We start from the raw sequence: 13399 nt of genomic DNA, 5'->3' as shown, positions 1-13399 counted from the left end.
GGGCGGTTCAACCTTCACTAGAGCTTTTCCAGAAGCCGGCAAGTCGCGGCACCCGCGGCATTCGCGCGGCCCATCTGGATTCCCTGGCCGGCGGCTGGCCTGTGCCGGACATGAATTCCTGGTGCAGGCCGCGCGCCAGTTCGGCCACGGCTTGCGAATAGGCGTCGCTGCGCGCGGTGCGCACCAGCATTTCGCCGCGGCTTGCCGCCGCCAGCAGTTGCGTGCTGCGCGCCGGCACAACGTGGTGCAGCGGCAGCTCGAGCCGCTCGGCGATGTCCTTGGCAGACAGGCCCACGTGGTTGTCGAACTTGTTGACCACGAGCGACAGCCGCTCGGTTTCCACCCCGCGCGTGCGCAGTTCCTTGAGCATGGTCGCCGTCGAAACGATCGCGCCGATGCTCTGGTCGCACACGACCCAGCTGCGCGGCGCCGCCTTCACCGTTTGGGCGACGAAGTCGAGGGTCGAAAAGCCCCCCAGGTCGGCGATCTGGAAGTCGAAGAAATCGCCGAGCCGCTTGATCAGCGCCACCGAATCTGCGTGCGAGATCTCGCGCACCTGCGCAAGGCTCGCAGGCAACGGGAGCACGGCCACGCCGCTCGCGTGGTGGGCCAGCGCCGTGTGCAGCAGCGTCTGGTCGAGGCGGCGCAGGTTGCGCACGCCGTCGACAAAGCTGAAGCCGCTTTGCGTGTCGAGGTAAAGGAGACCGTCTCGCGCCGGAAGCCCGAGGTCGAGCAACGCGACGCCGCCGCGCGTGTTGCGGCCGCCCCGGGGCATGGCGCCGGCCTGGCACAGCTGGTCCTTGAGCACGAGCGACAGGCTGGCCGCGAGCGTGGTCACGCCAATGCCGGCACGGGCGCCCAGCAGCGCCAGCGTGCGTCCGCGCGTGCGGCCCGGCAGGCTGCTCTGGCGATCGAGCAGCTTGCGCAGCGTGTTGACCGCATCCGCCGGCGGCGCGGCCATGTCCACGAAGTCGTCCACGCCGGCGCGCAAGGCAGCCAGCATGGAAGCCGGCTCGGCTGAAACGCCCGTGGCCAGCACCAGCAGCGTCGGCCATTCGCGCTTGAGGCGCTGGTGGAGCTCGCTTGCAGCCGCGGCGTGGTCGCCCGAAAAATCCAGAAAAACCGCGGCGGGACCGAGCAAGGTCATGCGCTCGTCCAGCGACTTGGCCTCGGCGGGAAGGTTCACCACCGTGCCCAGCCGCGCGAGTGCGTCTGTCAGCCAGTTGATGTGGCCGCTGTTGGGCGATGCGAAGAGATAGGTCTCCGCACCGGTCTCTGGAAGGCTGTCGCGGGGAGCGTTCATGGCGTCTGCCAACGGATCTGTGGGGTTTGTTTCAGTCAACGTGAGAAGCCCGGAACAGTGGTGCCCGAAGCGGGCCCAAGAAGGTGAGCGCGCCACACGGGGCCGTCGCGCTGCTCGGCGCCGCCAGGCAGGTACGGGGCGAGATCGGTGCCGCGCGCAATGGGCTTCACCAGGTGCGGCGTGACGAGGATCACCAGTTCCTTCTCGCTCATCTGGTACTTGTTCTGCTTGAAGAAGGTTCCGAGCACCGGGATGTCGCCGAGCAGCGGAACCTTGTCGGCGTTCGACGTGGTGGTGCGGCTCACGAGGCCGCCGATGATGAAGCTCTCGCCGTCGCCAAGTTCCACCGTGGTGTCGGCGCGCCGCGTGCTGATGGCGGGCACGGCCACGCCGCCGATGCTGAGCGAGTTGGTGTAGTCCAGGTCGCTGGCCTCGGGCGCAACCTTGAGCACGATGCGGTCGTTCGACAGCACAGTGGGAGTGAGGGTGAGGCCGATGCCGAAAGCCTTGTATTCAATGCTCGTGGTGCCCAGGCCCTGAGGCGCCGGCACGGGCAGTTCGCCGCCCGCCAGAAAGCTTGCGCTCTGGCCCGACAGTGCCACCAGCGTGGGTTCGGCGAGCACGCGGGCCATGCCGTTGCCCTCGAGAAAACCCACGTTCAGGCCGATGCCGGCCTTGCCGAAATTGAACAGCAGGCTGAATGCCTGCGCGAGCGGGTTGTTGTGTTCGCCGCTGAGCGAACCGTCCGGAGCGAACGAGGCCGAACGCAGCGACGACGGCGTGAACACACCGAAGCTGAAGCCGTTGGAGTTGGCGCGCGTGCTGAAGATGTTGAGGCCGGCCTGCTTGAGCACGCTGCGGTTGAACTCGACGATCTTGACCTCGACCTGCACCGTGTTGCTGCGCACATTGACCACGGAGCGATCGATCAGCGCCGACTTTTCTCCGCCGGACGACATGGCCGCATCGCGCGCCTCCTGGTGCGCCTCCATGCTGTTGAGCGAGCCATTGAGCGTGGAGGTGCGGCGCCGTACTTCGAGCGCATAGACGATGGCGTTGGCCTGGCCCTTTTCCCAGACCATGAGCGTCGTGCGGCCCGCCGCCTTGCCGGTGACGATGAGGCGCGCCGCCGGCGAGCTGGGCGACTGGCGGGTGAGCGCAACGCCCGCCACGGTTTCGTCCGCAATGGCCATGCGCTCGATGCCCTTGCCGATCAGCAGTTCCTTTTGCGTGCCGGCATCGATGCGCAGTTGAAGCGCCGCGCGCACAGGCGCCGCCTCTGCCTCGGCCGCCGTTGCGGGCGCCACCGGCCAGACGCCCGAGGCCAGCAGGCACAGCACCGCAAGGGTCGGGCGCATGGAGCGCGCCGTGCCGGTTGTTTTCGCACAAGGGGCGATCGTCATGGTGTTCGTTTCCTGGGTGGCGTGCATGTGCGTGCCACTGGTTGCTGATCAGTAGTTGATGGTTTCGCTGCGGTCGCCGCGAATGACCTCGACCTGCAGTCCGCCGCGGGAACCGCCCGTGCGGGCCGGGGGATTTGCGGGGGCTGCGGCGGCAACGGCTGGTATTCGCGAGTTGCCCGGCTTGCCGCCTGTCACGAAGTCGGCGGCGGTCAAACCGGCTTGGGCCCGGTCCAGGCCTTCGAGCGGCGGCCTGCGGGCCTCGCCGGCTTTTTGCGCCACCGGCTGCAGAGCCGTGGGCAGTTCGGCAAAAAGCTTCGGGTCGGGTTCCGACATATCGGTGGGATTGCGTAGCGCCAGAAGCAGGCGGCCGCTGTTCTCGGCGAGCGTCAGCCGGTTGATGTCGTCCACGGGCACGGCGAGCACCGCGGTGCGGGCTGCCTCGGCGCGCTGGGCCTGCTGCTGGGCTGCGCCGTTCTTGTCCATTCCGGAAGGCATTCCATCAATGGAGGCGCCGCCGTAGGCCAGCACCCGTTTCCGCGACAGGAGCAGGCGCGCCTGGCTGCGGTCGATGTCCTTGCCGTCGGACTTGAGCATGAGGAAGACATCGACGAAGTCGCCGGGCCGTACTTTGTTGCCCACGCCCATGACCTCGTCGGCCTTGATGGCGACCGCGCGTTCGCCTTCGCCGACGCGCAAGGCCAGGCCGGAAACCAGTTGGCCTTCAACCAGCGGCGTGCCCTCGCCCAGGTCGATGACGGGCACTCGGCCCGCGAGCTGCGCCGCCTCCTGGAAAGCGCCTGCAGGATTGATCGTGAGGCGTTCGACGCGAAGCGCATCGGCGGGTATCACGCGGCCCGCGGGCAGCGGCTTGGACGCCACGACCACCCTGAACGTTTGCGCCTGAGCCGCCTTTGCCGGGGCGACGGTGGAGGCGGCGACCGCAACCGGCCGTGGCGGCTGCCGGCTGAGCAGCCATGCATAGCCGCCGAGCGCAAGGGCCAGGAGCACGAGGATGGCGGCGACGATTTTGGTGAGATTGATCATGTGCGGCAGGTCAAGGAAGGGGCCATTCGAGAGTCATCGATGAACAACTCGTGGTGACGGGGCGGCTAGCTACCCTGTCGACCCCAAACCATCCACACCGCGGCGGCCAGCGCGAGGTAGGCCGCATAAGGAATAAATCGAATCCGGGTGGACGTGGGCTGGCCCTCCGGCGAAGACGATGGCCCGAAAAGCACCAGCGAAAGCCGGGGAAAAACGGGCCAGCGCTGAAGAGCGAGCCAAAGCGCGGCGTGAAGACCGGCGAGCAGGCTGCCGATGAGCCATATGGCCGGCAAAGCAGAAAGGCCCACCCAGAGTCCGAGAGCTCCGGCGAACTTCACGTCGCCGGCTCCCATGACTCGGAGTGCATAGAAAAGAAGCAGAAAGCCGAAGCCGGCGCCTGCGCCGAGCAGGGCGGCAGTCCAGTCTTGCTCGATGGGAGCCATTCCCGTTGCCAGTGCCGCAAGAGCCAGGAAAGCGCCTGCAAGCACAAGCCGGTTGGGAACGCGGCGCTGCCTGAAGTCATAGACGGCAATGAAGAGCAACCAGACCAAATAGGCTGACGCCATTGCTTTTCACATGCCTCAAGCGGCGGCGGTGGCAATGGAGGATTTAATGTCCCCCCAAATGGTTTCCAAGCTTTTGCCGATTCCACCGTCCCCGGTAATGGCCGTGATCATCACTACCGAAATCAGTCCTGCAATGATTCCATATTCAATTGCGGTTGCACCTTCTTCGTCACGCAGAAAACGATTAATTGAATTGAGCATGATTTACCCCTTTTGAAAGTTGTTAACAACGACTGGCAAGGTGAATGTTATACAGCGTAACTCCGTGTATCAAGAAGGTGAACCCGTGAGACCCTGTCGTTCATGTGCTAGCAACTAGGCGTAAGCACGATAGCGGCCAGCCTGCTGCCGCGCTCATGGAAGCTCCTCGTTCAGAGGAGAACAGGCCTTCCGAGAATGGATTTTTCCCTCTGTGGCAGAGCGCCCGTATCCCATGAATGTGGGACGCGCGTTACGACCTCACGAAACGCGCGGAAGAGTCTTGTTACGGGAACGAATGGGTTGCGTGTTACGTAACGAAGCGCATGTGAGGCAAGGTGTAACGCCGAAATTTCGCGTTCCATCTGAGGAAAAAATCACATTTTTGGGGGGGCAACCCCGTTGCGAGACGGGCCTGAGCAGGCGCTCAGCCTGGTACTTCTTCGTAAAAAAGTTTCCATTCGCTGCCGTGGCGCAGCCAATACTGGCGACGTGTGCGCCCGCTTTTTTCGCCTTCGAACACCTCGCCGAAAGTGGCGACCATGGTGTCATCGCCGTCACGCCAATGCAGATAGGACACATCCTTGAACTGGACGCGCTTGCCTCGGGCGTATTCCACTTCATCCCGAAGGACTGCAAATCCTTCTGTGGATTTTTTATTGTTGCTGCGCTGGAAATCCGGCAAATAGAATTTCTTCAATTGCGCTTCATTGCCGCTCGCCCGCGCCTCTTTCCAGGCCGCGATGGTGCTTGTGAACGCCTGTGCTTCCTTTTCGGCCTGCGGCGGTGAGATCCATTGCAGGCTGCGTGCGGTGATCACCGGCGTGGCGCCGATCTGCACTTTGCGCAGCAATTGCTTCAGGTCGGGGTTGGCCATGACCACGCAGCCGTCGCTTGCCTGCGGCGCGCGGGCAAACTGCTGCGACGGCGTGCCGTGCAGCCATATGCCGCCGCCGGTCTTTCCGCGCCGCACGTCATAGGGGTTGGGGTAGTTGATGGGGAGCGCCCCGGCGCCGTAGAAGTCGCGCAGCGACTTGGGGTCGAGGCTGCTGGTGATGTAGTACACCCCCAGCGGCGTGCGTGCGTCGCCTTCGGCGGCTTTGTCGATGCCAGACTTGCCGACCGACACGTAGTAGTCGGCCACGAGCTGCAGCCCCTTGTCGGAGTTCTCGAGCAGGTAAAGCCGCGAGCGCGAGGCGTCGACCGCAATGGCATAGCGGCTGCGCGTGGAGAGCGCCAGGAACTGCGAGGGCACGGTGCCGGCCGCCGGCCGCTCGCGCAGGGCCTGCAGGCGCCGGCGGGATTCTTCGCGCAAGTCGGCCATGGCCGGATCGCTGCGCAGCCGCGCAATGCCGGAGTCGGAAAAGGCGTGCGCGGGTGGCACCTGCGTTGCCAGCAGGTCGGCGTAGACAAGCTGGGCGAGCTGAAAGTTGGGATAGTCGCGCACAAGGTCGCGCGCTTTTGCCAGCGCGGGCCGGGTCTTGCCGCGGCCGAACAGCTCGTAGACCGCAATCAGGCGGGCTTCGGCGCCGGTGGCTTCCTGGATGGCGGCCGATGAAGATGCGGCCGCTTTACGCGGTGCGGGCTTGGCCGCTGCCGGTCTGGTTGTCGCCGCGGAGGCGTTCCGGGTATTGGCTTTTGCTGCCCTGCCAGCCCCATGTGCAGCCGTGCGTCCTGCGCCAGACCCCTTGGGCTTTGCGCTGCTCGCCTTGGTGCTGCCCGATTGGGCCGGCGTCGACGCGCTGGCCGCGCCGGGCGCCGCCAGCATCAGGGCCGATGCGGCCAGGAGTGCGGCAAGCCTTGTCCGGCCGCGTTGCAGCGGGGAGGTCTGTGGCCGGGCGTGCCGGACGATGTCCGCCACTATCCGCCGACGCTTTCCTTGCGAATTTGCCATTGATTGCCGGAGCGCTGCAGCTCCAGCGTCTTGCGGCTCGAGATGTTGAGGTTGTCGGCGCGGTAGATCTGCCGGAACTTGGCGGTCGCCGCCTGCCCGTTGACGTTGATCACCAGGTTTTCGATGTTCACGCTGATGCTCGACTTGCCGACGATGCGGGCGCGGCGCTCTTCTTCCCAGCTCTTGCGGCTTTGTCCGCCGCCGGGATTGAAGTCGGGCCCGTAAGCGGCGAGATAACGGTCCATGTCCTGGCCTGCCCACGCGGAAGCCCATCCGCGTACGGCGGATTCGACTTCAGCTGTCGCGGCGGGGGAGGCTGCGGCCGGCGCGGGCGCGGGTGCCGCCGCGGATGCAGCCGTAGATGTCGAAGCGGACGGTGCCGAAGCTTCCGGCGCCTTGGCAACCACCGCGGGCGCCGGTGCGGGGGGCGCTGCCTTGGCGACCGGAGCGGGCGCAGGCGCCGGTGCGGCGGCGACAGGTGCCTTTGCCATGGGCGCAGCCGCCGCCACCGTTGCCGCGGGCTTGCCACCAGCCGGCGCGGGAGTGAACAGGGTGCGGATCACAGCGAGCTTGGGTTGCACCGCCGTGTTGTTCTGGTCGAGCTGCAATGCCTTGCTGTAGGCCTGGCTCGCCAGCCGTGCGTACACATCGCCCAGGTTTTCTTGCGCCGTGGCGTAGCTCGGGTTGGTGCGAATCGCGCTTTCGAGCGCGCTGCGCGCCTTGTCGAACTGGTTCTGGCTCGCGTAGATCACCGCCAGGTTGTTGTAGGGCTCGGGCAGCTCGGGCGCGTCCTGCGTGAGTTGCGTAAAAGCCGCAATGGCTTCGGCGCGCTTGCCGGTGTCGAGCTGGATCACGCCCTTGAGGAAGCGCATCTGCGGATCCTTCGGCTTGTCCTTCAGGAAGGCGTCGGCGCGGCCCATGGCTTCGTCGAGCTTGCCGGCCTGCATGAGCCGGTCGACTTCATCGTGCTCGGCCGCGGCGAGCGCAGGCAGCGCCATGCCGCAGGCGCTTGCCAGGAGCAGGGCGCGCACGGCAGGAGTAAGGCTGAAACGGGCGCGCGGGAGGGGGCTCTTGGGCATTGCGGACGAGGCCTCGTAGGAGGGGAAAGGGAGATGCGGCAGGGATTGTAAGTGGGCAGTTAACTTACGGATACAACGGCAAACTCCAAGGGCCAAAGCACCGAAATACGCATCCGTCAACAGGCCATCGGATGCCCACATCCATGAAGACGCATCGACTTGCGCAATGCAGCACGATCATGTAACGTTGTGTAAGCAGATTGTCAGCAATCTCCCAGTTCCTTCACTCTCTGGAGCCACCTTGAAGATCACCAAACGCCGCTTGCTGGAAGGCGGCGCAGCAGCATTTGCCGCGTCGCTTTTTGCGCCGGGCTCCTTGGCGCAGCAGCGCACCGCAGCCGGCGCGGCCGGCGGCGACGCGTGGCCTACCAAGCCGGTCCGCATCCTCGTGGGCTTTCCCGCCGGTGCATCGCCCGACCTGGCGGCCCGCGCCATTGCGGAGCCGCTGTCGAAGATCCTGCGCCAGCCCGTCACGGTCGAGAACAAGCCGGGCGCAAGCGGCAACCTGGTGGCTGAGCAGGTGGCCAAGGCCACCGACGACCACACCATCGGCGCGTTGATCAACGGCAATCTCACCATTGCCAAACTGCTCAACCCCAAGCTCAGCTTCGATCCCGAAAAGGACTTCCTGCCGGTCGGCATGATCGGTACCGCACCGCTGGTGCTCGCGGTTTCGGGCAACGCGCCTGGCAAGACCGCGGCCGAGCTGCTGCTGTGGACGCGCAATCTGAGCAGCAGCGGCAAGTACGGCACGCCGGGTGTGGGCACGGTGGGCCATCTGGGCATGGAGCTCATCAAGAGCCGCGCCGCCATCACCGCGCAACATAAGCCCTACACCGGTAACCCGCAGGTCATCGCCGGCTTGCTGGCGGGTGAGATCCAGCTCGCGCTGCTGCCGCCCGGCCTGGCACTGCCGCATGTGAAGTCGGGAAAGATCAAGGCCATTGGCGTGACCTCGCCCGAGCGCAGCCCCCTGGCTAACGAGCTGCCCACGATTCGCGATGCCGACGTGCGCGGCGCCGACCTCGAGATCTGGACCGCGCTGGCCGCGCCTGCAGGCATGAAGCCGGCCGCCGTCGCCAAGCTGAATGCGGCGCTGGTCGAGGTGACCAGCTCGCCCGACGTGAGCCAAGCCTTGCTGAAGACCGGCTGGCAAGCGCAGCCGGGCACGCCCGATGCGCTCGCCAAGCGCATGCGCTCCGACACGGCCCGCCTCGGCGGCGTGATCATCATGAAGGGCATTCAGTCAGAGACTTAGGACGCCCCCCGAAGCGCCTTCGGCGCCTCCCCCCACTGGGGGGCGCACCCGGCGGCCCGGCAAAGCCGGTTCCGCGGGTGCCTTGGAATGGGCGCTTTTCTCTACAGCAGTAGCGAGACCTTCTTTGCGGCGTCGATCAGCGCCGGGAGGATGGTCTCCTGCATCACCTTGGCGCTGGTGCGGTTGGCCTGGCCGCTGATGTTCAGTGCCGCGACCATGCGGCCCTGTCGATTGACGATGGGGGCGGCCACTGAGATCAAGCCTTCTTCGAGCTCCTGGTTCACCAGGCACCACTGTTGCCTGCGCGCCTGCGCCACCTTTGCCATGAGCGCATCGACATCGGTCACCGTGTGCTTCGTGAGAGCCTCGCGCTCCGAGGCCTCGAGCCGGGCGCGCACCTCGTCGTCGTCCAGGTCGGCCAGGAGCAGCCGGCCCAGCGAGGTGCAGTACGCCGGCAGGCGCGAGCCCACGCCCAGGCTGATGCGCATGATCTTCTGCGTGGGCACGCGCATCACGTAGACGATGTCGGTCGCGTCCAGCACGGCGGCCGAGCAAGACTCCTGCACTTGCTGCACCAGCGCTTCCATCACCGGTTCGGCGCGGTTCCATATCGGCATCGACGAGAGGTACGCAAAACCCAGGTCGAGGATTCGCGGCGTGAGCGTAAAGAGCTTGCCGTCGGTCACCACATAGCCCAAGGTCTGCAGCGTGAGCAGAATGCGCCGCGCGCCAGCCCGCGTGAGGCCGCTCGCGGCAGCCACCTCGCTCAGCGTCTGCCTGGGGGCGCTTTCGCTGAACGAGCGAATCACCTGCAGGCCGCGCGCAAACGACTGCACGTAGCTGTCGCCGGGGGCGGGTGCCTCGGGTGTCTTGGGCGTGCCGGTTTTCAGAGCGTGGGTTGCCATGCGGGGTGATCCTCTTTAGAATTCATTATACGAACAAATGTTCTTTAGACGAACAAATCGGCAGTTCGCAGAATCGATCGGGTCGCCCGAGCGGATCGCAGGCAGTTCGGTTTCTTTCTTCATTCCCGGAGACAGGCTTCATGATCAACAAGATCGCGCGCTCGGTCGCCGATGCCCTTGAAGGCATCCAGGACGGCGCCACGGTTCTCATCGGCGGCTTCGGCACCGCCGGCATTCCCGGCGAACTTATCGACGGCCTCGTCGAGCAGGGCGCCAAGGACCTCACCGTCGTCAACAACAACGCCGGCAACGGCGAAACCGGACTGGCGGCGCTGCTCAAGGCCGGCCGCGTGCGCAAGATCATCTGCAGCTTTCCGCGCCAGGCCGACAGCCAGGTGTTCGACGGGCTCTACCGCAGCGGCAAGCTCGAGCTCGAACTGGTGCCCCAAGGCAACCTGGCAGAACGCATTCGTGCCGCGGGCGCCGGCATTGGCGCCTTCTTCTGCCCAACGGGGTACGGCACGCAACTCGCGGGCAACCGCGAAACGCGCGAGATCGACGGCAAGCAATATGTGCTGGAGTACCCCATCCACGGTGACGTGGCGCTCATCAAGGCCGAGCGCGGCGACCGCTGGGGCAACCTGGTCTACCGCAAGGCCGCGCGCAACTTCGGCCCTGTGATGGCCATGGCCTCGAAGAAGACCATTGCCACCGTGCACGACATTGCCGAACTCGGCACGCTCGACCCTGAGACCATCGTGACCCCGGGCATCTTCGTGCACCAGGTGGTGCGCATCGACCGCGTGGCGACGCAAGCCGGCGGTTTCAAGAAGGCGGCATGACCATGACAACTTACCAACGTCGCACCAAGGACCAGCTCGCCGCCCGCGTGGCGCAAGACATCTTCGATGGCGCCGTCGTCAACCTGGGTATCGGCCAGCCCACGCTGGTGGCCAACCACTTGCCGAAGGGCCGCGAGGTCATCCTGCAAAGCGAGAACGGCATTCTCGGCATGGGCCCCGCGCCTGCCGCCGGCGAAGAAGACTACGACCTCATCAATGCTGGCAAGCAGCCCGTCACGCTGCTGCCGGGCGGCTCGTTCTTTCACCATGCCGACAGCTTCGCGATGATGCGCGGCGGCCACCTCGACATTTGCGTGCTCGGCGCTTTCCAGGTGTCGGCCACGGGCGATCTTGCCAACTGGCATACCGGCGAGAAAGACGCCATTCCCGCCGTCGGCGGCGCCATGGACCTGGCCATCGGTGCCAAGCAGACCTGGGTGATGATGGACCTGCTCACCAAGCAGGGCGTGAGCAAGCTGGTGCAGGAATGCAGCTATCCGCTCACCGGCATAGGCTGCGTGAAGCGCGTGTACTCCGACCTTGCCACGCTCGAATGCACGCCCCAGGGCCTGAAGCTCGTCGACCTGGTCGACGGCCTCAGCCGCGAAGAGCTCGAAGAGCTCGTAGGCCTTCCCATTGCCGCATGAAGCGGATTCATTCACCTTTGAGACAAAAGACATGACCAACCAAGCCTTCATCTGCGACGCCGTTCGCACCCCCTTCGGCCGCTACGGTGGTTCGCTCAGCAGCGTGCGCACCGACGACCTCGGCGCCGTGCCGCTCAAGGCGCTGATGGAACGCAACAAGAACGTCGACTGGCAGGCCGTGAGCGACGTGCTCTACGGCTGCGCCAACCAGGCCGGCGAAGACAACCGCAACGTCGCGCGCATGTCGGCGCTGCTGGCGGGCCTGCCGATCGAGCTCGGCGGCGCCACCATCAACCGCCTGTGCGGCTCCGGCCTCGATGCCGTGGGCACCGCGGCGCGCGCCATCCGCGCCGGCGAGGCGGGCCTCATGATTGCGGGCGGTGTGGAAAGCATGAGCCGCGCACCCTTTGTCATGCCCAAGGCCGAAAGCGCCTTCAGCCGCAACAACGCGGTGTACGACACCACCATCGGCTGGCGCTTCGTCAACAAGCTCATGAAGGCGCAGTACGGCGTCGACTCCATGCCCGAAACGGCGGAGAACGTGGCCACCGACTACAAGATCGAGCGCGAGGCGCAAGACCTGATGGCGCTCAACTCGCAGCTGCGCGCCGTCGCATCGCAGAAGTCCGGCTTCTTCGACGCCGAGATCGTGCCCGTGACCGTGCCCCAGAAAAAGGGCGATGCGCTCATCGTCAACAAGGACGAGCATCCGCGCGAAACCAGCCTGGAGTCGCTTGCCAAGCTCAAGGGCGTGGTGCGCCCCGACGGCACCGTGACCGCAGGCAATGCCAGCGGCGTGAACGACGGCGCCTGCGCGCTGCTCCTGGCCGACGAAGCCAGCGCCGCCAAGCACGGCCTCACGCCGCGCGCCCGCGTGGTCGGCATGGCCACCGCCGGCGTTGCGCCGCGCGTAATGGGCATCGGCCCGGCACCCGCCACGCAAAAGGTGCTGGCGCTCACCGGCCTCTCGATCGACCAGATCGACGTCATCGAACTCAACGAAGCCTTCGCGGCCCAGGGCCTTGCCGTGCTGCGCCTGCTCGGCCTGAAGGATGACGACGCACGCGTCAACATCAACGGCGGCGCCATTGCGCTCGGCCACCCGCTGGGCGCCAGCGGCGCGCGCTTGGCCACCACCGCCGTCAACCAGCTGCACAAGGGCGGCGGACGCTATGCGCTGTGCACCATGTGCATCGGCGTGGGGCAAGGCATTGCCGTGATCCTGGAACGCGTCTGATGGATCTCGCCCGACGCGATTTGCTGCTGGGCCTTCTGGCCGCGGTGGGCTTGCCCGCGAATGCGCAGCAGGCCGGCGGCAAGCCCATTCGCATCGTTGTTCCGTTTGCGGCCGGCGGCGGCAACGACGTGTTCGCGCGCCAGATGGCCAAGGGCCTCGGCGAAGTGCGCAAGTCGAGCGTCATCGTCGACAACAAGCCCGGCGCGGGCGGCAATCTCGGCACCGAGCAGGTGGTGCGCAGCACGCCTGACGGCAGCACGCTGCTGCTCGGGCACACGGGCACCGTGTCGATCAATTCCGCGCTCTACAAGGGCCTGAAGTTCGATGCGCGCAAGGATTTGCTGCCGGTCGCGATGTTCGCCTCGTCCGCGCTGGTGCTCGTGGTGCCTGCTGCATCGAAGGTGCGCAGCGTGGCCGACCTCGTCGCCGAAGCCAGGGCGCGGCCGGGCCTGCTCGACTACGCATCGAGCGGCAGCGGCACAGGCGGCCACCTGACCGGCGAACTCTTCGCGCAGCGCACGGGCAGCAAGCTCAATCACATTCCCTACAAGGGCACCAATCCTGCGCTCACCGACCTCGCGGGCGGGCAGGTTCAGATGATGTTCAGCGTCATTCCGCCCGCGCTCGCGCTGGTGAAAGGCGGCCGGCTGCGTGCGATTGCCGTCACCGGAGCCAGGCGCTTGCCCACGCTGCCCGACGTGCCCACCGTGGCCGAATCGGGGCTGCGCGAGCTAGCTGGCTTCGAAAGCACGCTCACCTACGGTGTCCTCGCGCCGCGCGGCACGCCTGACGCGTTCGTGAAAGAGCTGTCGGCGCAGATGCTCCAGGTGGCAGGCGGCGCCGAATTCCAGTCGCGCCTCGATGTGGAGGGCGCCGTGCCGTTGCTCGGCGGGCCGGCCGAATATGCCGCACTCATCGCAAGAGAAAGTGCGCTGTGGGCCGGCATCGTCAAGGCTTCCGGCGCTTCGGTCGATTGATTCTGCGCGGCCGCCGCCGGACCCGCGGCCACTTTCCCTTTCTTCA

The 13399-nt window shown here is 66.1% G+C and carries 13 protein-coding genes; 5 read left to right on the top strand and 8 right to left on the bottom strand.

Translation table 11 applies throughout. The features are described 5' to 3' along the window. Positions 1 to 7: 7 nt before the first annotated feature. The 7 genes from GOQ09_RS22400 to GOQ09_RS22370 all read right to left on the bottom strand — a co-directional run bounded on the left by GOQ09_RS22400 (position 8) and on the right by GOQ09_RS22370 (position 7487). Entirely contained in the window at positions 8 to 1303 is a 1296-nt protein-coding gene (locus tag GOQ09_RS22400) for an AAA family ATPase (protein ID WP_157615845.1), read from the bottom strand. A gap of 35 nt (positions 1304 to 1338) precedes the next feature. Then, positions 1339 to 2706: a type II and III secretion system protein family protein gene (locus GOQ09_RS22395; RefSeq protein ID WP_242630918.1), complete on the bottom strand. Its 1368-nt coding sequence runs from the start codon at positions 2704 to 2706 to the stop codon at positions 1339 to 1341. 48 nt (positions 2707 to 2754) lie between these two features. Next, positions 2755 to 3750, bottom strand: coding sequence for a Flp pilus assembly protein CpaB (gene cpaB, locus GOQ09_RS22390; RefSeq protein WP_157615843.1), 996 nt, complete (start codon positions 3748 to 3750; stop codon positions 2755 to 2757). A gap of 65 nt (positions 3751 to 3815) precedes the next feature. Beyond that, entirely contained in the window at positions 3816 to 4316 is a 501-nt protein-coding gene (locus GOQ09_RS22385) for an A24 family peptidase (RefSeq protein ID WP_157615841.1), read from the bottom strand. 15 nt (positions 4317 to 4331) lie between these two features. Beyond that, on the bottom strand, positions 4332 to 4517 hold the full coding sequence (locus GOQ09_RS22380) for a Flp family type IVb pilin (protein ID WP_157615840.1): 186 nt from the start codon (positions 4515 to 4517) through the stop codon (positions 4332 to 4334). 424 nt (positions 4518 to 4941) lie between these two features. Further along, a complete protein-coding gene (locus GOQ09_RS22375; RefSeq protein WP_157615837.1) occupies positions 4942 to 6408 on the bottom strand; it encodes a L,D-transpeptidase family protein in 1467 nt (488 codons plus the stop codon). Then, positions 6375 to 7487, bottom strand: a complete 1113-nt coding sequence (locus GOQ09_RS22370; protein ID WP_157615835.1) for a nuclear transport factor 2 family protein — start codon at positions 7485 to 7487, stop codon at positions 6375 to 6377. The genes GOQ09_RS22375 and GOQ09_RS22370 overlap by 34 nt, the downstream gene beginning before the upstream one ends. 241 nt (positions 7488 to 7728) lie before the next feature. Between GOQ09_RS22370 and GOQ09_RS22365 the strand changes: the two genes are divergently transcribed. Continuing rightward, complete coding sequence (locus GOQ09_RS22365) at positions 7729 to 8745, top strand: Bug family tripartite tricarboxylate transporter substrate binding protein (RefSeq protein WP_157615834.1); 1017 nt, start codon at positions 7729 to 7731, stop codon at positions 8743 to 8745. A 101-nt stretch (positions 8746 to 8846) separates the two neighbouring features. Here GOQ09_RS22365 and GOQ09_RS22360 read toward each other — a convergent pair whose 3' ends face one another. After that, positions 8847 to 9650: an IclR family transcriptional regulator domain-containing protein gene (locus GOQ09_RS22360; protein ID WP_157615832.1), complete on the bottom strand. Its 804-nt coding sequence runs from the start codon at positions 9648 to 9650 to the stop codon at positions 8847 to 8849. A gap of 140 nt (positions 9651 to 9790) precedes the next feature. Between GOQ09_RS22360 and GOQ09_RS22355 the strand changes: the two genes are divergently transcribed. From GOQ09_RS22355 to GOQ09_RS22340, 4 genes are read left to right on the top strand one after another with little or no spacing between them, the layout of a single operon-like run. Continuing rightward, the gene (locus GOQ09_RS22355; RefSeq protein ID WP_157615830.1) at positions 9791 to 10492 is read left to right on the top strand and encodes a 3-oxoacid CoA-transferase subunit A; all 702 of its coding nucleotides are present in this window, start codon (positions 9791 to 9793) and stop codon (positions 10490 to 10492) included. After that, positions 10489 to 11139: a 3-oxoacid CoA-transferase subunit B gene (locus GOQ09_RS22350; protein ID WP_157615828.1), complete on the top strand. Its 651-nt coding sequence runs from the start codon at positions 10489 to 10491 to the stop codon at positions 11137 to 11139. Before GOQ09_RS22355 ends, GOQ09_RS22350 begins: the two co-directional genes overlap by 4 nt. 31 nt (positions 11140 to 11170) lie before the next feature. Further along, positions 11171 to 12376 carry a 3-oxoadipyl-CoA thiolase gene (gene pcaF / locus GOQ09_RS22345; protein WP_157615826.1) on the top strand — a complete coding sequence of 402 codons (1206 nt, stop codon included), beginning with the start codon at positions 11171 to 11173 and terminating at the stop codon, positions 12374 to 12376. Beyond that, a complete protein-coding gene (locus GOQ09_RS22340) occupies positions 12376 to 13353 on the top strand; it encodes a Bug family tripartite tricarboxylate transporter substrate binding protein (RefSeq protein ID WP_157615824.1) in 978 nt (325 codons plus the stop codon). The genes pcaF and GOQ09_RS22340 overlap by 1 nt, the downstream gene beginning before the upstream one ends. Positions 13354 to 13399: the final 46 nt, after the last annotated feature.

The organism is Variovorax paradoxus, from assembly GCF_009755665.1.
Lineage (GTDB): Bacteria > Pseudomonadota > Gammaproteobacteria > Burkholderiales > Burkholderiaceae_C > Variovorax > Variovorax paradoxus_G.
The sequence above is the reverse complement of the archived record's forward strand: the minus strand, read 5'-3'. Positions and strand labels throughout refer to the sequence as shown.

Bases quoted from the DNA above. Each gene is read 5' to 3' on its own strand.
- GOQ09_RS22380 (WP_157615840.1), bottom strand. From the start codon at position 4,517: ATGCTCAATTCAATTAATCGTTTTCTGCGTGACGAAGAAGGTGCAACC.
- GOQ09_RS22340 (WP_157615824.1), top strand. From the start codon at position 12,376: ATGGATCTCGCCCGACGCGATTTGCTGCTGGGCCTTCTGGCCGCGGTG.
- GOQ09_RS22360 (WP_157615832.1), bottom strand. From the start codon at position 9,650: ATGGCAACCCACGCTCTGAAAACCGGCACGCCCAAGACACCCGAGGCA.
- GOQ09_RS22350 (WP_157615828.1), top strand. From the start codon at position 10,489: ATGACCATGACAACTTACCAACGTCGCACCAAGGACCAGCTCGCCGCC.
- GOQ09_RS22400 (WP_157615845.1), bottom strand. From the start codon at position 1,303: ATGAACGCTCCCCGCGACAGCCTTCCAGAGACCGGTGCGGAGACCTAT.
- GOQ09_RS22370 (WP_157615835.1), bottom strand. From the start codon at position 7,487: ATGCCCAAGAGCCCCCTCCCGCGCGCCCGTTTCAGCCTTACTCCTGCC.
- GOQ09_RS22385 (WP_157615841.1), bottom strand. From the start codon at position 4,316: ATGGCGTCAGCCTATTTGGTCTGGTTGCTCTTCATTGCCGTCTATGAC.
- pcaF (WP_157615826.1), top strand. From the start codon at position 11,171: ATGACCAACCAAGCCTTCATCTGCGACGCCGTTCGCACCCCCTTCGGC.
- GOQ09_RS22375 (WP_157615837.1), bottom strand. From the start codon at position 6,408: ATGGCAAATTCGCAAGGAAAGCGTCGGCGGATAGTGGCGGACATCGTC.
- GOQ09_RS22355 (WP_157615830.1), top strand. From the start codon at position 9,791: ATGATCAACAAGATCGCGCGCTCGGTCGCCGATGCCCTTGAAGGCATC.
- cpaB (WP_157615843.1), bottom strand. From the start codon at position 3,750: ATGATCAATCTCACCAAAATCGTCGCCGCCATCCTCGTGCTCCTGGCC.
- GOQ09_RS22395 (WP_242630918.1), bottom strand. From the start codon at position 2,706: ATGACGATCGCCCCTTGTGCGAAAACAACCGGCACGGCGCGCTCCATG.